Below are 17,724 nucleotides of genomic sequence, written 5' to 3'. Positions count from 1 at the left end.
ACGAGCGAATGGGAGGGTCATTCGGGTGGACGGTGTCCACATGGCCGAGCTGGGTCAAGCTGTCGCCGTCGTCGGTACCACTTGCCGACTGCCGGGCGGCATCGGTGACCTTGAACGGACTTTGGACCGCTCTGGCCAAGGGAGAAGACCTGGTCACCGAGGTCCCACCGGACCGGTTCGACGTGGCGGACTTCCTGGACGGCGGTCGGCGTCGCCCCGGGCGGTCCTACACCGCAGCCGGTGGCTTCCTGACGGACGTCCGGGGCTTCGACTGCGAGTTCTTCCGAGGCATCTCACCACGGGAAGCGCTGCACATGGACCCGCAGCGAGGCTACTGCTAGAGCTGGCGATCGAGGCACTGGACGACGCGGGTGTGGACCCGGCGACCTGCGCGGGGTCCGACAGGGCCGTCTTCGTAGGCTGCTCCAGCCTGGACGGTGTGGCGAGGAGCAACAGAGGCGGCATACCCCCGTGAGGGGACTGCGCCAACCGGGTTCGTACCTCCGCCGCCGGGGTGTTCTCGGCAAGCCAGCCGCCGCTGCTCAGGTGCGCGGAGACCTCCGGAGGACAGCAGACCCGTGAGGACGACGAAGAGTGCAGCGGCGGTCAGGACGAGCCGGTTGCGGCGTACTGCCCACCGGGCAAGTGCGGCGAGGGAGCCCGGGATGTGCGAGCCGTCGGGGTGCAGGGGTGGCTCGCACATCACGGTCGGCCTCTCTACTACAGGTGTACGGGTCGGTGGGGTCAGTGGGTGTGAGCGCTCAGTGCGGGCCCGGCCGGGCCCGGCACGGGCAGAGCCGGCGCTGTTGAACTGGGCGTGGCCGGCGCCGGGACGGTGGGGGTCTGGTGGCCGAGGCGGATCAGGGCGCGGCGGGCGAGGTCGGTGATGCCTTGGGCGTTGAGGAATTCCAGGGTCGGCAGTTCGCAGCCCAGGCGGCGGCGTGCGGCGACGACGGCTTCGACGGCCATCAGGGAGTCCAGGCCGAGCTGGTCCAGGCGGCGGTCGCGGTCGAGGCGGGCGGGGTCGGTCTGCAGGATCTCGGCCAGTACCTGGGTGATGGCGTCGGCTGCCAGGGTGAGTGCTTCGTCGGGGGTGGCGGTGGCGAGGCGGTGGCGTAGCTGATCGGGTCCGTCGTCCTGGGGGGTGTGGAGGGGGATGAGACCGGCGAGGCGGGGGGTCTGCACGGCCGGCATCATGCTGCGGATGCGGGCCCAGTCGATCCTGGCGGCGGCGGTGACGTCGGTGTCCTGGGCGATGGCGTCCGTGAGGGCGGTGCAGGCCTCGGCGGGGGTGAGGTTATCCAGGCCGAGGCGGGCGAGCATGTCGGTGATGCCGTGGCGGGCGGCGTAGCCGGCGTCGCCGACGGCGCCCCAGGCCATGGTCGTGCCGGGCAGGCCGGTGGCGCGGCGGGTGCGGGTGAGTGCTTCGAGGTAGGCGTTGGCGGCGGTGTAGTTGGCCTGGTAGGCGTTGCCGAACCAGGCGGTGACCGACGAGCAGGTGGCGAACAGGTGGAGGTCACGGTCGCGGGTGAGTGCGTCCAGGGTGGTCGCGCCGAGCATCTTGGGCTCGAGTGCGGTGCGCAGTCGTTCGTCGGTGAGTTCGGCCAGCGGCGCGTCGTCCAGGGCCATCGCGGCGTGAATCACCCCGCCCAGGGGGAGGGCGCTGGTGTCGATGGTGGCGAGTGTCCGGCGCAGGTCCTCTTCGCGGGTGACGTCGACCGTGTGGGCGGTGGCGGTGGCGCCGCGCTGGGCGAGCGTCTGGATGAGCTGGGAGGCGCCGGGGGTGTCGTGGCCTCGGCGGCCCAGGAGGGCGAGGTGGCGTGCGCCGTGGTCGACGAGACGGTGGGCGAGGGCTGCGCCGAGTCCGCTGAGTCCGCCGGTGACCAGGTAGGTGGCGTGCGGGGATAGCTGCAGGGGCGGGTCGACGCGCTCCAGGGGAGGTGGCTCCTCGAAGGTGATGACGACCTTGCCGAGGTGCCGGGAGCGTTGCAGGACGCGCAGTGCCTCGCCGATCCGGGTGGCCGGGTAGGCCAGGTGCAGCAAGGGGCGGTAGGTTCCCTCCGCGATGAGCTGGGCCGTTTCGTCGAAGCAGGTCCCGGCCTGGGGCAGGCGGCCGGAGATGAGCTGGTACGCGTCCACGCCGAAGAAGGCGATGTTGTTGCTGAAGGGCCGCAGCGCCAGCGGGGTGGAGGTGTAGATGTCGCGCTTGCCGAGTTCCAGGAAGCGCCCGCCCGGCCTCAGGAGCTCCAGGGTGCGACTGATGGCCTCTCCCGCCAGGGAGTTGAGGACGACGTCGACGCCCTGCCCGCCGGTGAGGTCGCGGACGTGCTCGGCGAAGTCCAGGGTGCGGGAGTCCAGGACATGGCGGATGCCGAGCATGCGCAGCAGGTCGCGCTTGGCAGGGGTGCCGGCAGTGGCGATGACGTGGGCGCCGCGGGCACGGGCGAGCTCGAGGGCGGCGAGGCCGATGCCGCCGGCGGCACCGTGCACAAGGAGGGTCTCGCCCGCCTGGAGACGCGCGAGGCGCTCGAGGGCGTGGTGGACGGTGAAGTAGACCACCGGCAGCGTGGCGGCTTCGGTGAACGTCATGCCGTCGGGGATGGTCCCCACGAGGCGGGCGTTGACGGTCACGTGGGAGCTGAGACTGCGGGGCGCGAGCGCGTAGACGCGGTCACCCGGCACCAGGTGGGTGACGTTGGCGCCGACTGCGGTGACCGTGCCGGCACATTCCAGGCCCAGGGCCGGCCCGTCCGGCAGCGGTGTCTCCGCGCCTGGGGGCAGGAGGCCAACGGCGAGCATGACGTCGCGGTAGTTGAGTGCGGCTGCTGCGACGGCGATGGTGACCTCGTCGTCGGCGGGCTGCTGCGGCCGGTCCGGGGTCCAGGTGAGCCGGGGGCGCAGGCCGGCGTCGTGCAGGCGCAGCGTGAAGGGCGTTGAGCTGGGGGCATCGGGTGCGGTGGGGGAGGCGGCCCGCAGGACGGTGCGCGGGACGAAGCGCCCGCTGCGGGTCAGGACGACCTCGTCCTCGTCGGTGGGCTGGAGCAGTTCGGCCGCCAGGCGCCGCGCGTCGTCGGCGGGCCGGGCCCCGGCCTCCAGGGAGATGCGCCGGATAATCAGTTGGGGGATCTCGTTCGCCAGGGATCGGGTAGCCCCCCACAGCGCCGCGTCCTGAGGAGCGCCCGGTCGTTCGGGGGCGGGGTGGATGCCGCTGGGCCGGGTGACGATCCACAGGTTGGCTGCGGCCCCGGCCGGCAGGTGTGAGCCGGTTTCGGCGAGGTCCCGCAGCACACCGAGTCGGGCGACGGCTTGGTCGCACATGTCGGCGGGGCTGTCACCGGAATCGGCGTCGAAGACCAGGACCGTGTGCGGGGGGTGCTGTTCCCCGACCTGTGCCCACTGCCGAGGCGTCTGGTCCAGGTCGGCGACGCGGACGTCGGCGCCCGCATCGAGAAGGACATCGACGAGGTCACGCAGGAGGTCGCCGTCGGGGTTCTCCCCGGCCAGCAGCCAGCGCGCGTCCGGGGTGGCGGGCGACGCGAGGGGGACGGGGAGGGCGGGGGAGCGGAGGGCGCGGCGGGCGCAGAGCACTGAGTACTCGAGTTCCGGCAAGGCTCGGTCATGTCCGAGTTGGGCGACCTCGTCGAAGCCGCACTCGCGCAGCAGGGGTGCCCATGCCTGCCCCGGCAGCAATGGGGAGTCCTGGCGCAACGGGGCGTCGGTGAAGTCCCAGAATCCCTCGAGGGTGCCGAAGCAGGGGGCCAGGAGACCGGTTTCGTGGGTCTCGTGGGCGAGGAGTTGTCCGCCGTCGGCAAGGAGGTGGGTGATGCGGGCGAGCGTCGCGCGCAGGTCTCGGGTGGCGTGCAGGACATTGGTGGCGATCACCACGTCGAAGGAGCCCGCGGTGAAACCCTGCTCGGCCGGGTCCTGGTTCAGATCCAGACAGCGGTAGTCGACGAAGTCGAAGTCGGCGAAGCGCGCCGTGGCGGGGGGGAAGAAAGCGGCGGACAAGTCGGTGAAGGTGTAGGCGGTGCGCTCGGCCGGCAGGTGCGGCAGGAGCAGGGCGGTGCTGCTGCCGGTACCAGCACCGACTTCCAGGATGCGTAGCGGCCTGTCCGCGGGCCAGGTGCGGACCTGTTCCTTTACCAGGGCGAGCAGCAGCTGATTGTGGAAACGGGGCTGGACGGCATCGCTGTAGAAGTACTCGATCAGGTGGCGGTCGGGTTCGTCGAAGAGCAGTGTCAGTGGATCACGCTTGCCGCGCAGGACGTCGGCCAGGTGCAGACAACACCGGCCGAACAGGGACGTCTCGACCGCATGCCGGGGGAAGTCGCGGACCAGTTGCTGGAACAGCTCCAGCGCCGGCGGGCCGTCGGTGTCGGGAAGGTGCCAACGGACAGGGTGGCCTTCTCCGGCCTGCTGGGTCTGGCGCAGCAGACCGCGGGTGGCATGGGCGAGGAGCTCGGCCAGGCGAGCGTGGCGGGGCCGCATGCCTCCTGCCACCAGATCACCGGTGTCGAATTCTCTCTGCCCCTCCGGCAGCAGCTGGGCGAACGCGTCGGCGATCAGGCGTGAGCAGCACTCACGTAGACGCTGCAGCCCGGCTTCGTGCCCTTCCTCGCGCCAGGTCTTCTCCAGACGGTCGCGGTAGGGAAGACACGTCTGCGCCAGGGCGGTGGGCGAGGGCAGGGGGCTTGGCAGCGCCGGGTCGGCAGTTCCTGGAGCGGCGCGCAGCACGTTGACGAGGTGCTGCACGGGCTCGGTGGGGGTGTTGCCCATGCGGCGCAGCCGGCAGCCGGTGAGCTGGAGACAGATGTTGCCGTCGGTGTCGGACAGGGTGATGTCCCAGCACGTTTCCTGAGGGTTGCTCTCTCGCAGGCGCACGTGGATCAGGCCGCTCGGCGGCGGGGTGTGCCACAGGCGCAAGGCTTCGACGGCGACGGGAAGGAACGGCAGGTACTCGCCGTCGACGCTGGTCAGGCAGCCGCCGGCCTGGAGTGCGCCGTCCAGGAGCGCAGGGTGGACGTGGTATCCGTCTGCGGGTTCACCCAGGGTGTAGGAGGCGAGGGCTTCGCCCTCGTGCAACTGAAGGCCGGTGAGGACCTGGAAGGCGGGGCCGTACACGAGGCCGGCGCGCCGGGCACGGGCGTAGTGCTCGGTGACGTCCATGGGGGTGTGCAGGCGAGAGCGCAGGGCGGCGAGGTCGACGGAGGGCGGCGCGGCGGCCAGCATCCGCCGCACGCGGGCCCGGGCGTAGGGCTGCCACGGCAGGCCGTCGCCGGTACGGGCGGCGATCGTCAGTGCCTGGTCGCCGTCGCTGAGCGAGACCTGTACGCGTACATCGGCGGCCTCGTCGTCCCAGGGCAGGTCGAGTGCACGGGTGATGAGGAGATGGTTGACCTCGACGGGGGCGTCGTGAACGAGCCCGCCTGCGGCGAGGGCCATCTCCAGATAGGCGGCGGCGGGCATGACGGCGGAGCCTGCGACCTGGTGGTCGGCCAGCCACGGCAACCGGGTGGGCTCTACCAGGTTGGACCAGCAGGGCTGCTGCACGGGGACGCGTGCCCCCAGCAAGGGGTGCTGCACGGGGGTGGTCTCACCGGCGACGCGCAGCCACCACTGAGGGTCTCCGTGCCACTGTCGCTCTCGCTGCCACGGATAGGCCGGCAAGTCGGTCGTGCGTCCGGGCCGCGGGAAGAAGACGTCCCACTGGATGCGAGCGCCGGCGGCCAGCACCTGGGCCGCCGCGGTGTCGACAGCGGCGGGCCCCGACACGGCCCGGGCACAGGTAGCCGTGACCAGCACAGGCCGTTCCGATCCCTTGACCGCCTTGCGCAAGTACGGCCGCAGGACGGGGTGAGGACCGATTTCGACGAAAATGTCGAAACCGTCATCGAGCAACGTATACAGGGCCGGTCCGAAGAGCACGGGCTCGCGAACGTTGCGCCACCAGTAGTGGGCTCCGAGCTCCTCGCCCGGGCAAAGGGTGCCGGTGACCGTCGAGACGAACGCAACAGCGTTGGCCGCAGGGTGCAGCCCCTCCAGGGAGGCGAGCAGGCCGTCCCTTACGGGGTCCATGGCTTGGCTGTGGAAGGCATAGTCCGGCCCCAGCATGCGGAAGAAGACTGCGCGCAGCTCCAGCTCGGCGCCCAGGGCTTGGAGGTGTTCCTCAGGACCGCAGATGGTGACGTCCTGATCGCCGTTGACGGCGGCAATCTCCAGAGCGCCGGCGTAAGAAGCGAGTTCCTTGGCCGCCTCCTCCACGGACAGGCCGACCGCGGCCATGCGGCCTCGGCCGCGCGTGGCTGCCTGAGCACGACTGCGTTCGGCTACCACCCGGGCGGCGGCAGGCAGGTCGAGAGCACCGGCGATGTGGGCGGCGGCGATCTCGCCGACACTGTGGCCCACAACCGCGGCCGGACGGATACCGCGGACCTCGAACAGCTCCACGAGAGCGATTTGGAAAGCGAACAGCAGCGGCTGGGCGATCTCGGTGGCCTCGATACGCGCGGGGTCGGCCGCAGCCATCTCCTCACGCACCGACCAGCCCAGATGGGGCCGGAGCGCGTCATCGACCCGGTCGAGCGCTGCCCTGAACACGGGTTCCTCGCGCAGCAGGTCCGCCCCCATGCCGGCCCACTGGGAGCCATTGCCGCTGAAGGCGAACACCACTCGGCCCTCTGCCACCCCTTGTCCTGTGGCAGTGGCGGCGGGCAGGGGCAGTGCCCCCTGGCCGACGGCCTCCAGCGCTTCGGCTGCCTGCCGGGCATCGGGAGCCAGGACCACGGCTCGGTGAGGGTGCAGAGTACGACGACGAGCGGCCGTCCATGCAACGTCGTAGAACCCCTCGGAGGTCTCCTCCTGCAGCCGCTGAGCCATGCCGGCCGCTGCGGCCTCCAGCGCCTCCGGCGTTCGGGCCGAGACCACCACCGGCAGCACACCCTTAGGGGACGTGCTCGGGCCGTTGACGGGCACCACGGGCGCGGCGGCCAGGACGACGTGCGCGTTGGAGCCGCCGAAACCAAAGGAATTGACGCCGACCACGGGCCGCTGCCCGGCAAGGGACCTGGCTTCGGTACAGGGATCGAGCTGCCAGCCCTCGAAGTCGATGTGAGGACTGAGCGGGTGCGCATGCAGGGTCGGTGGGATGAGGCGGTGACGCAGGACAAGCAAGGCCTTCACCAGTCCCGCCATGCCCGAAGCAGCCTCCAGGTGACCGGTGTTGCTCTTGACCGATCCGATCGGCAGCGGCCCGACCGTGCGACGGGCGCCCAGGGCCCGGCCGATGGCGTCGCACTCGATCGGGTCCCCCACCGGCGTTCCCGTACCGTGTGCCTCCAGATAGGACAGGTCATCGGCGCTCACGCCGGCCTGGGTGTAGACCTGCTCCAGCAATGCTGCCTGCGCCTGGGCGCTGGGCAGTGCCAGCCCGGTGGTGCTGCCGTCACTGTTGACGCCGCTCGCCAGGATCACCCCGTGGATGCGGTCACCGTCGGCGAGCGCATCGGACAGGAGTTTGAGGGCCGCGACGCCGCCACCTTCTGCCCGCACGTAGCCGTCGGCTTCAGCCGAGAAGACACGGCAGCGACCGGTCGGCGACAGCATGGAGGCGGCCGAGAAGCCGGTGAAACCGAACGGACTGAGCAGGACGCTCACTCCACCCGCCAGAGCCATACGCGCCCGGCCCGCACGCAGTGTCTCGCACGCCTGGTGCAGGGCGGTGAGGGCCGAGGAGCAGGCGGTATCCACCGCCATGCTCGGCCCGTGCCAGTCAAGCAGGTGGGAAATGCGATTGGCGGCGTTGGTCGCCGCCAGCCCAGCCATCGAGTATGCGTTGGGCGCATCACCGCCGGTGGACTGCAGGTCGGCGTAGTCGTGGCTCGACATGCCGACGAACACCGCCGTGTCAGAGCCGGCGGTGGCGGCCTGGTCGATGCCGGCGTCGTCCAGGGCTTCGACCGCCATCTCCAGCAGCAATCGGTGCTGCGGATCCATGCGGGCCGCCTCGCGCGGTGAGACCCGCTGGAAGTAGCCGTTGTCAAAACCGGTCACGTCCTGGAGGAATCCACCCGCCGCCGTGTAGCTCTTGTTGCTCCTGCGCCGCTCGGTGTCGACGAACCGCTGCGGGTCGAAACGGTCCGGTGGGATCTCACCTACCAGGTCACGTCCCTCCTGGAGCGCCTCCCACAGGTCCTGCGGTCCCTCGATGCCGCCCGGCAACCGGCACGAGAGGCCCACGATCGCCACGGCGGGCCTGTCAGGGTTTGTGGGGGCCACAGTCACAGAGTTCTCCCGGTGCACACGAAGAAGGGGGCGGCAACGACGCCTTGCAGGTGATGGCACGCGAAAAGTGCTTCCGCCGCCGGTGTCGCCGTGATCTTAGGGAGAGCGGCGGACAGTCCTGGCACGCGTTGCGGCGTGCGGGTGAACGGCATAGGCCAATCCGCAGCACGAATGCGGTGAATTCGGCAGATCCGACGGCGCGGGGCAGGTTCTGTCATTCGCCCATGTGCATGAAGTACGCGGCACTGCAAAGGCGCTGACGTGCCCGAACGTCGCGGGGCCGTCAACCGATCACCCGTCGATCCCGGAAGGGGTAACGGTAGATGGGTGTTCCTTCAGGCCGCCGGTATGGTCGCCGAAGTGCTGAGCCCGTCCCTGGACGCGGCTCCTTGCACGTCCACGGCAATAAACGTGTCACTGCCGCGTTTTCGCGCGCCGCGACCGAGTCGACGAAGGCCCCTTTTCAGGCGGCCGCAACGTTCCCGGAAGGTAGGCAATGAGCAGTTCACCGGTCGCCGTACCCGACGTCCAAACCGATATCACCGCTTGCGGCTGGTGGCGTCCGTGCACGGTCCAGGTCATCGGCGAGGTACCGGCAGGACAGCAGGCGCTGCGATCCTTCCTGAATCATCTGGTCGCCTCCTTCGAGGCACAGGGACACACCGCCTTGGACCGCTCCCATGGCGACGTCGACCTGGTGCTCATGTGCGGACAAATCCCCGAGGGGCCGCAACCCCTGCGGCAGCGGATCCCGGACACCTATCCGCCGCTGAGTGCCATGCTGCGCCACCAGCACGGCCTGCGCCGCAACCCCCGTCATGTCGTCGCCGTGGTCGAGGTGCCCGAACGGCTCAGTGTGCTGCCCCACACAGAGGTCGTCGCCACCGCCCGCACAGCCATGGGCCGGTTCGGCGCGGCCAAGGTCCTGTTCGTGTCCCGCGGAGATGTTCCCGGTCAGGTGGCAGAGGTGACGTTCTGCAACATGGAGGGCGGTCATCCCACCGAGATCATGAACATCGCTGACCGCATGCGTGATCGGCTGGTCACTGCGGCGTGCGCCCGGCAGGTCGCTGAGGACTACGACACGGTCCGGGACGCGATCACCCCCGAGGCGTGGCAGGCCGGCACCGCGCCTGAGCAACTGGCGTATGCCGGCCGTCGGATGGGTGAGCTGGGACTGCTGCCGGCGCCGGTGAAGGTCTCCGACTTCGTCTCCGACCAGCTGGCCGACATGTACGAGGTCTACATGGGAATGCGGGGTTTCAGCGAAGGTATGCTGTTCGCTTTCGACCCCGACCTCAACTGCTTGGTGGTCAGCGCCTCGGGTTCCTGGGACGTCGACAAGCGCAGCCTGACACGGGAGCAGACCGTGGCCGTCGAGCCGCGCCTGGCCGACGGCAGGCGCCTGCGTGTCCTGGCTCCCAGTGGCATGCTGCCGATGCAACCATCAGTTGAGACCTGGGAGATCTGCGCTCTGATGGAGGCATGCCCTACCGTGCGCGTCACGAAGGACCCCTCAGGTACCTGGGTGCTGGACCCCGACGGGGAACGCGAGGTGCCTCTCATCCGGGCCGGCATCCACGCCCACGTCGGCGTCGTCTCCAGCGACCACACGGTGATCGAAACCGTCGAGGCGGACCGCGAGCAGTTCCCCTACGGCTTCGGCTGTGGTACCGACTTGACTGTCGAGATCGCCCGCGACACCGTTCGTCGTTCACGTGCCGTCAACGATCCGGACGACGTGCGGACCTACGTGCGCTGGCCCCTGCTGTATCACGGAGAGATGGCCGTCGAACTGTGGAAGCCTGGCCTGCCCGCCCAGCCCTTCCAAGGATTGCTCGACCTCTACGGCACGGCCATTCGGTTCACGCCCGACGATGTCCCCCAGCCGGTATGAGTGGCGTTTGGAACTCCAGCTCGCAGCGAGGACCCAGCAGAGGGCAGTCTGTCACGGTCGGCTCCAGCCGTGCCGTGGGCCATCCGATCGGTATGCGCTGCCCGCGCATGACCCAGAACCCAAAAGGTCGCTTCGTGTTCCGCACAGTGGCCCACACGGTGAGCGAAGGTCCAGGCTGTCGCCGGCAGGCTCCTCCCTCGCCCGGTCTCCGCAACCCGGGCACCGCGACGTGATCTTCCCATCCGTCCGCCTTCGACCGCCGGGCGGGCCGCTGACCCCGGACCGCGGCGGGGGGCCGGGACTGCACATCGGCAAGGACCTCCTGCGCGGTGACCGACTGCTGCTCGCCCTGGCCGCATTCCTGTCCCTCGCTTCGGCCGCCGCCAGTCTCGCGGTGCCGTGGCTGGCCATGGACGTGACACACGCCCTCACTCGACACGAAGCGGTCACCCAACCTGCCGTGGGCATGAGCGTCGCCGTCCTGGGGGCGGCCGGACTCCAGGCCCTGAGCGGGTGGCTGCTGGCCGGCGTCGGCGAGCGCGCCGTGCTGCGTCTGCGCCGCCGGGTAGTTGGACATCTGCTGCGACTGCCTGTGCGCGCCGTACGCGACGAGGGCACTGGCAGCCTCACCACCAGGGTCACCTCCGACGCCGCACTCGTACGTCTGCTCATCGAAACCGGACTCGTCCACCTGCCCGTAGCGCTCATCGCCACGGTAGCCACGCTCGCCGCCATGGTCGTCATCGACCCGGTCCTCACCCTGATTGCCGTCAGCGCCCTAGGGCTGGCCGGTGCCTGTATTGCCCTGATGACGACCCGGATGAAACACCTCGCAGCTGCCCAGCAACGCGCTCTGGGTCAACTCGCCCAGAGCCTCACCGCCCACCTCGCCGCGCTCGTGACCGTAAAAGCCTGTCGCTACGAGCGGGAGGCAGAACGCAAACTGGGACACGCTGCGGACGCCGTCCGTTCGGCATGTCTGCCCACCTCCCGTCTGCAGTGCCTCATCGGCCCGGTCGTGAGTCTGAGTCAGCAGGTCGCCGTCTTGACCGTCGCGCTGGCCGCAGGGCAGCGGATCACGCAGGGGGAGTTGTCGCTGGCCACCTTCAGTGGCTTCTTCCTCTTCCTGCTACACCTCACGTCGCCCCTGACCGTCGCCGCCCTCGGTCTCGGCCACCTGCAAATGGGACGAACCGTACGAAGTCGCTTCCATCGCCTCCTCACTCTCTCCGCGGAACCCGAGGAGGACATCACGGCACCCCTCGCCCTGTCCCGCGTCGGCTCCGCATTGCAGGCCGTCACCTTCCGCAATGTCACTTTCCGCCTTCCTCATGGCAAGGCGGTCTTGGACCATGCGAGTTTCCACATCCCGGCGACCGGCCTCACCGCTCTCGTCGGCTCCTCGGGCGCGGGCAAGACCACAGTGCTCACCTTGATCAACAGCCTCGCGCAGGCCGACCACGGGGAGATCCGCATCCTGGGGAAGTCTGTCAGCGACTGGCCCCTCGGCGAGCTGCGACGACGCGTCACCTACGTCGACCAGCAATCGACCCTCATCGAAGGCACCGTCCGCGAGAACCTCTGTCTTGGCCTCGAAAAGCCACCAGACGACGAGGAACTGCTGGAAGAACTGGAGAAGGTGGGGCTACATCAGACAGTCTTGCGACTCCCCGAAGCCCTCGATACTTCCCTGGGTCGCCTCCAGGATGTCTCAGGCGGACAACGCCAGCGCCTCGCCCTGGCCCGCGCCCTTCTGACAGACAGCGACATCGTCCTCCTTGACGAGCCGAACTCGCACCTGGATGGCATCAGCGACCGCCTCGTCAACCGAGCCGTCGATGACTTGGCGGCCACCCGCTGCGTCGTCGTCGCCAGCCACCGGATGTCCACCGTCCGCAGGGCTCGGCACATCATCCTGCTCACAGAGGACGGGACAGCAGTCTCCGGCAGCCATGAAACCCTCCTCGCCCGTAGCAGCCACTACAGAGAACTCACCACCGATCACACTGCGATCTCCGCAGGCCGCCCACCCGTCCCGGTGACGTCCACCGGTTCTCCGGTCGCTTCGACTCCTGCTCTGTAACGCCCGCGTTGACAGTAAGCCCGACATCACCCCCCAGCGCTCCCTGAAAGCCGTACAAGCCGGGCCGTGCCCACCCCGGGCGGTTCCGCAGACTCCCTTACTTTGCCCCCACGACGAGGACACGGGCCATGGCCAAGTACTCCCTGTTGAACAAGACCGTTTTCATCACGGGAGCCGCAGGCGGCATCGGTGCAGCCAGCGCGCGCGTTCTGCACGCTCGAGGCGCCAACCTGGTCCTCACCGGTCGCAACGCCTCTTCACTTGCCGATCTCGCCCGCGAGCTGGGTGAGGAACGAGTGCTGCCCGTGCCGGTGGACGTGACCGACCGGACATCCCTGCAGAACGCAATGGCGTCCACGGTCGAGCGGTTCGGTGCCCTTGACGTCGTCTTCGCCAACGCAGCGATCGCCCCAGACCTGCCCGCCACCATCGCCACTATCGACCGGGAGTTGTTCGAGCGCATCATCGAGGTGAATCTCCTGGGAGTGTGGCGCACAGTGCGCGAGGCACTCCCGCACATCATCGCCAGCCGCGGCCACGTCTTGGTCACCTCATCCACATACGCGTACATCAACGGCGCCGTGAACGCCCCCTACGCGGCGTCCAAGGCCGCGATCGAGCAGTTCACCCGAGCCCTGCGCGTCGAGCTGGCCATGCACGGAGCCACGGCCGGCGTTCTCTATCCGGGATGGGTGCGAACTCCGATGAGCCGACCGGCGCTCGGAGGACACGAACTCACGACCCAGATGCGCGAAGTCGCCTTCCCCCGCCTTCTCGCAGCCTCCATCTCTCCGGAGGTAGTCGCGTGCCGAGCGGTTCACGGGATCGAGCGGCGCGCGACACGCATCACTGTGCCGCGCCGCTGGCAACCCGTCGGAATCTTGCGCGGCATCGTCAATCCGCTCTGCGACCACTTCTTGTCCCGGCACACCAAGCTCCAACCGCTTCTGAGCGTCCTCGAAGACACAGCGCGCAACGCAGCTACGCCCCCCGCTCAGTCCTCTGTACAGTCGGCCGCTTCAAAGACCCTGTCCGCTTAGAGGTCGTTTTCATCTTGATTGGCCATGTATCCAGTGATTTTCGGGCCGCTGGGTTGTGGTGCTTGCGTTGCTGGAGATGCGGGTTGCTTCTTGCTGGTCAGGTGGGGTGCCGGGTGAGGCGGGAGGTGGCTTGTGCCTGTCTCATCCCAGGACGCCCGGCTTTCGTGGCTGAGTGCTTCGGAGCCGTCACTGTGCGCCTGGGCGCACTCGGTTTGCGGCGGTACGCCGGAAGCATGCCGAAGCGACGCCCGTATCCGAGTGGTCTATCCGATGCCCGAGGGGAGTTGATCGAGCCGGTGCTCTCGGCCTTGGCGGTTCGAGCGCCGCGGCCGGGCTCTGGATTTCGGGCGGCCGCCGGAGCGCGACCTGCGCGACATCATGGACGCGATCTTGTATGTGGACCGGACCGGGGTCCAGTGGCGATATCTTCCGCACGACTTCCCGCACTGGAACACGGTCTACGGCTACTTCGCCAAATGGGCCGATGAGGGCGTGTTCGCCCAGCTCAACGGCCTGCTCAGGCAGCTCTTACGTGAGAAGGAAGGGCGTGACGCGGAGCCGTCGGCCTGCGTGATCGACGCTCAGAGCGTCAAGACCTCCACCAGCGTCCCTGCTGCCGGCCAGGGCATCGACGCCGGAAAGAGGATCGTGGGCCGGAAGCGGAGCATCGTCACCGACGCGCTCGGACTCCTCCTCGCCGTCCTGGTCACGGCGGCGAGCGTGCAGGACTCCGTCGTCGGCACCGAACTCTTGGACCAGGTCGCCGTCGGCCACCCCGGGATCCGGAAGGTTTGGGTCGACGGAGGCTACCGCCAGCACCTCGTCGAGCACGCCGCGACCCTCGGCATCGATATGGAGATCACCGCCCGCAAGCCCGGTACCAGGGTCTTCACCCCGATCCCGAAGCGATGGGCGGTCGAGCGGACCTACGGCTGGCTCATGCTCCACCGCCGCCTCGCCCGCGACTACGAAACCCTGCCCAACCGATCCGAAGCCATGATTCACCTCGCCATGACCGGCCTCATGGCCCGCCGCCTCTCCGGCGAAAGCACCATCTCCTGGCGCGACCCGACAGCACATACCAAACAGCAGATTCCGGGATGAAACAACGGGAGAAAACGACCTCTCAAGGAGTTGGTGCAGCGCTCACTTCGAAACGCGGGTTTCTATTCTGGACCCATCAATGGCGAGTTTGGACCTACGACAGCTGCAGCAGTCAGGAGATTCCAGGCTGCGGCAGGCATTGCTGCTGATGGCGTTGTCGGACCTCCAACATGGAGCGCTCTTCCATCAGAAGCCCGTCGAGTCATGTGCACAGCTGCTACGAACGTCGGCTGGCCGACACTCCGGTTGGTGACCAGCCGGTGGTGATCGCGCTGACCGTCCGGCGGCTGTACTGCGACAACGCCTTGTGCGGGCGTCGTACTTTCGTTGAGCAGGTTGCGGGGCTGACGTTCCGATACGGGAGAAGGACTCAGGCCTCGCGCCGTGTCCTGGCGGTCGTTGCCGTTGCCCTCGCCGGCCGGGCCGGGGCCCGTCTGGCAGCTGTCCTGCAGACGAGGGTGAGCCGGACAACGCTGCTGCGGGTGATCACGGCCTTACCTGATCCTCTCTGGGCCGTTCCAAAGGTGCTGGGTGTCGATGACTTCGCCACCCGTCGCGGGCACCACTACGACACCGTCCTCATCGACTGCGACACCGGCCGGCCTCTCGATCTGCTGTTCGGCCGCGACGCCTCCACACTGGCCGACTGGCTGCGCGAGCATCCCGGTGCCGAGATCATCTGCCGCGACCGGGCCGACTCCTACGCCGACGGCGCCCGGACCGGCGCACCGAACGCGATCCAAGTGGCCGACCGCTTCCACCTGTGGCAGAACCTCGGCACCGCCGTCGAAGCCACCGTCAGGCTCCACAGCACGTGCCTCAAGACGGCTTTCACCAGCTCAGAAGGCCCTACGAGCGATGGCGACAGCGCGGATGCGACGAAGACGATGTCGCCCATCGAAGCTCGGATCCGAGAGCGGCACGCGACCATCCATGCCCTGCTGGCCCAGGGACACGGGATCAGGGAGATCGCCAGAGAACTGCACATGGGCGGTAACACCGTCCGGCGGAACGCCCGCGCGGCAGTCCCCGAACAGCTGCTGACCGGAAGGCAGCAGCCCCGGGCCAGCCAGCTCGACCCCTACAAGTCCCACCTGGACAAACGCTGGGCCGAAGGACACACCAACGCCATCCAGCTGCTTGCCGAGCTCCAGAACCTCGGCTACCGCGGGAGCTATCAGATCATCAGCGACTACCTGCGACCGAGGCGTCGCCGACGCATCCGCGTTGTCCCACCCGCAACACCAGGAGTCCGCCGGATCACCGGCTGGATGATGCGGCACCCCGAACATCTGGCCGACGGATGAAGGCCCTCCACGAGCACGTCCGCGGCTTCGCAGAGATCCTTCAAACCCGCTCCGGTCAGCACCTCAAAGCCTGGATCATCGCCATCCGCACCGCGGACCTGCCCCGTCTGCATGCCTTCGCCACCGGCCTGGAGAAAGACTGGGATGCTGTGCTCCAAGGCCTGAGCACACGTTGGAACTCCGGCCCCGTCGAGGGCCGCGTCAATCACATCAAAATGGTCAAACGCCAGATGTTCGGACGAGTCAAGCTCCCCCTGCTCCGCAAACGCGTCCTTCTCACAGCCGCAGCAAACTGGTGACCCGGAGTCAGGATTGTCAGACCACTGCGGCATGCTCGCTGGCATGAACGAAGACTCCTTTTGGCAGCTCATCGAGGACTGCAGGCCCACGGAACCTGACCCGGCCGCCGAACTCCTTGCAGCCACGCTCATCGAGCGACTTGCCCAGTCCCCGTTGTCGCTGGTCATCGGCTTTGCCGAACAACTGTCATGGGCGCTCTACCGGCTGGACCGCAAGGAGTACGGCCACGACCTGGGAGGAGACGCCTTCCTCTACACCCGTGCTGCGGTCGTCGCCGCCGGCCGCACCGAATTCGACAGCGTCCTCCAGGACCCTTCGGCCTTCACTCCTTACGTCACCGACCTCATCTGGGCCGAGCCCCTGCTCTACACCCCGGACCGGGCATACAGACGAATCACCGGGGAGGAGTGGGACCGCGACACCCGCTACTCCTACGAATCCTGCTCCAACACCGAGGGCTGGGCTGATTGAACGGCATGGCCTGCGGGTGGTGACGAACTCCACCACCATTGATCGTCCTCACAAAATGTGTGCCAGAACCGAGAACGGGAGTCGTTTGTCGATGAGCGCGGGAGGCGCCCCGAAGGCGGCCAAGTCGATGTTCACGAGTTCGGGAGGCACCTGCCGCTGACCTGATGGCGTGCCCAGACTCCAGGCGCCGAGCGCTGTGAACCGTGCTGCCGACATCGTCACCAGCTGCAACCGGGCTGGCGACTGCACCCTCAGGCAGGAGCGCTGCAGACCCTCGGATGTGTCTCTGCCGGACCGGTCGGTAGGGTCTCGGAGACGAGAGAAGAGATCCTCCGATGGACTCCCGCATACCCCGCATACGCTCCAAGCTGGCGAAGATCCCGTACCAGGCGCAACGCAGCCACTCCGCCTGCGGGGAAGGCCACCGGTTCCGCCTCGGCCCACGCATCAACGCTTCAGAAGCCGACGCCTTCGAGGCGGAGCACCACATTGTCTTGCCTGCGGCCTACCGAGCGTTCCTCATCGAACTCGGGGGCAGCGGTGCAGGCCCCTTCTACGGTCTTCTTCCGCTGGATAAGTGCAGGCTGTTCGCGATGAACCGCAAGCCGGCGGACGGCAGCGCCCGGGGATTCACTCATGTGGACCATCCGGACGCGCTGCAGGGGGACCTGTTCCTCCACATCATCGAGATGGGCTGCAGCGATCTGTGCCTCATCGGAGTGACCGGTCCCCTTGCCGGCCGTGTCGTCACCGGCAACGCGGACGGCTTCTGGCCTCCGAACGTCTCGTCGGCGCGGGACTTCCTCAGCTGGTACGAGCGCTGGCTCAACCACATGCGGGACGGCAAAGACAACGCTGCGCTGGGCCTGTCCTCCCCGGCAACCGTCGCGACCGCCCCGTGGGGTCCCCGCGCCACAGCCGGTCCTCGCCGACGTCACCCCGTACATCGACCAAATCGCACTCCATGACCGCACCGCAGAGGAGGAACGGCAAGGAGGCAACTCAGGGCCTTCGCCGAGGGGACCACCAAACCGCCGACCCGGCCGTCAGTGACTCCCGAACTCATCGACATTGATCAAGCGACGGGGCCACGCAGTGACTCCCGAAGCCGTCGATAAACGACTCCCGTTCTTTCTCGTGTACAGAGCCATGGCGACGATCCTGGCCGTGCTGATGCAGGGCGCGGACTGGCCGCAGATGGCCCGGCAGCTCGTCGGCCTGCAGCGGGCCGACGTTCACCTC

At 68.4% G+C, this 17,724-nt stretch carries 9 protein-coding genes and 2 pseudogenes; 10 read left to right on the top strand and 1 reads right to left on the bottom strand.

Annotated features, from left to right (window positions below; all coding sequences use genetic code 11):
• Positions 1 to 8 precede the first annotated feature (8 nt).
• Positions 9 to 475 (top strand): annotated as a pseudogene (locus tag ACZ3X1_RS36345) (beta-ketoacyl synthase N-terminal-like domain-containing protein).
• Positions 476 to 744: 269 nt separating this feature from the next.
• On the opposite strand, the gene ACZ3X1_RS36340 reads toward ACZ3X1_RS36345, so the two are convergent.
• Complete coding sequence (locus tag ACZ3X1_RS36340) at positions 745 to 8,274, bottom strand: SDR family NAD(P)-dependent oxidoreductase (protein WP_467283708.1); 7,530 nt, start codon at positions 8,272 to 8,274, stop codon at positions 745 to 747.
• 502 nt (positions 8,275 to 8,776) lie between these two features.
• On the opposite strand from ACZ3X1_RS36340, the gene ACZ3X1_RS36335 reads away from it, so the two are divergent.
• The 9 genes and pseudogenes from ACZ3X1_RS36335 to ACZ3X1_RS36295 all read left to right on the top strand — a co-directional run bounded on the left by ACZ3X1_RS36335 (position 8,777) and on the right by ACZ3X1_RS36295 (position 17,450).
• Positions 8,777 to 10,177 carry a hypothetical protein gene (locus ACZ3X1_RS36335; protein ID WP_467283706.1) on the top strand — a complete coding sequence of 467 codons (1,401 nt, stop codon included), beginning with the start codon at positions 8,777 to 8,779 and terminating at the stop codon, positions 10,175 to 10,177.
• A 229-nt stretch (positions 10,178 to 10,406) separates the two neighbouring features.
• A complete protein-coding gene (locus ACZ3X1_RS36330; protein WP_467283704.1) occupies positions 10,407 to 12,260 on the top strand; it encodes an ABC transporter ATP-binding protein in 1,854 nt (617 codons plus the stop codon).
• A gap of 128 nt (positions 12,261 to 12,388) precedes the next feature.
• Complete coding sequence (locus tag ACZ3X1_RS36325) at positions 12,389 to 13,300, top strand: short-chain dehydrogenase/reductase (RefSeq protein WP_467283701.1); 912 nt, start codon at positions 12,389 to 12,391, stop codon at positions 13,298 to 13,300.
• Between the two features lie 233 nt (positions 13,301 to 13,533).
• Positions 13,534 to 14,404: pseudogene (locus ACZ3X1_RS36320) on the top strand (IS5 family transposase).
• Between the two features lie 33 nt (positions 14,405 to 14,437).
• Positions 14,438 to 14,671, top strand: a complete 234-nt coding sequence (locus ACZ3X1_RS36315; protein WP_467283699.1) for a peptidoglycan-binding domain-containing protein — start codon at positions 14,438 to 14,440, stop codon at positions 14,669 to 14,671.
• Complete coding sequence (locus ACZ3X1_RS36310; protein WP_467283697.1) at positions 14,575 to 15,711, top strand: ISL3 family transposase; 1,137 nt, start codon at positions 14,575 to 14,577, stop codon at positions 15,709 to 15,711. The genes ACZ3X1_RS36315 and ACZ3X1_RS36310 overlap by 97 nt, the downstream gene beginning before the upstream one ends.
• Positions 15,708 to 16,010 (top strand): transposase, encoded by a 303-nt coding sequence (locus ACZ3X1_RS36305; RefSeq protein ID WP_467283695.1) that lies wholly within the window; start codon positions 15,708 to 15,710, stop codon positions 16,008 to 16,010. Before ACZ3X1_RS36310 ends, ACZ3X1_RS36305 begins: the two co-directional genes overlap by 4 nt.
• Positions 16,011 to 16,053: 43 nt before the next feature.
• Entirely contained in the window at positions 16,054 to 16,482 is a 429-nt protein-coding gene (locus ACZ3X1_RS36300; protein WP_467283692.1) for a DUF4240 domain-containing protein, read from the top strand.
• Between the two features lie 335 nt (positions 16,483 to 16,817).
• Complete coding sequence (locus ACZ3X1_RS36295) at positions 16,818 to 17,450, top strand: SMI1/KNR4 family protein (protein WP_467283690.1); 633 nt, start codon at positions 16,818 to 16,820, stop codon at positions 17,448 to 17,450.
• Positions 17,451 to 17,724 lie beyond the last annotated feature (274 nt).

It is taken from the genome of Streptomyces sp. NPDC023541 (assembly GCF_055559995.1).
The sequence above is the reverse complement of the archived record's forward strand: the minus strand, read 5'-3'. Positions and strand labels throughout refer to the sequence as shown.

Coding starts and splice junctions, on each gene's coding strand:
- ACZ3X1_RS36335 (WP_467283706.1), top strand. CDS start 8,777: ATGAGCAGTTCACCGGTCGCCGTACCCGACGTCCAAACCGATATCACC.
- ACZ3X1_RS36325 (WP_467283701.1), top strand. CDS start 12,389: ATGGCCAAGTACTCCCTGTTGAACAAGACCGTTTTCATCACGGGAGCC.
- ACZ3X1_RS36310 (WP_467283697.1), top strand. CDS start 14,575: ATGGAGCGCTCTTCCATCAGAAGCCCGTCGAGTCATGTGCACAGCTGC.
- ACZ3X1_RS36305 (WP_467283695.1), top strand. CDS start 15,708: ATGAAGGCCCTCCACGAGCACGTCCGCGGCTTCGCAGAGATCCTTCAA.
- ACZ3X1_RS36300 (WP_467283692.1), top strand. CDS start 16,054: ATGAACGAAGACTCCTTTTGGCAGCTCATCGAGGACTGCAGGCCCACG.
- ACZ3X1_RS36295 (WP_467283690.1), top strand. CDS start 16,818: ATGGACTCCCGCATACCCCGCATACGCTCCAAGCTGGCGAAGATCCCG.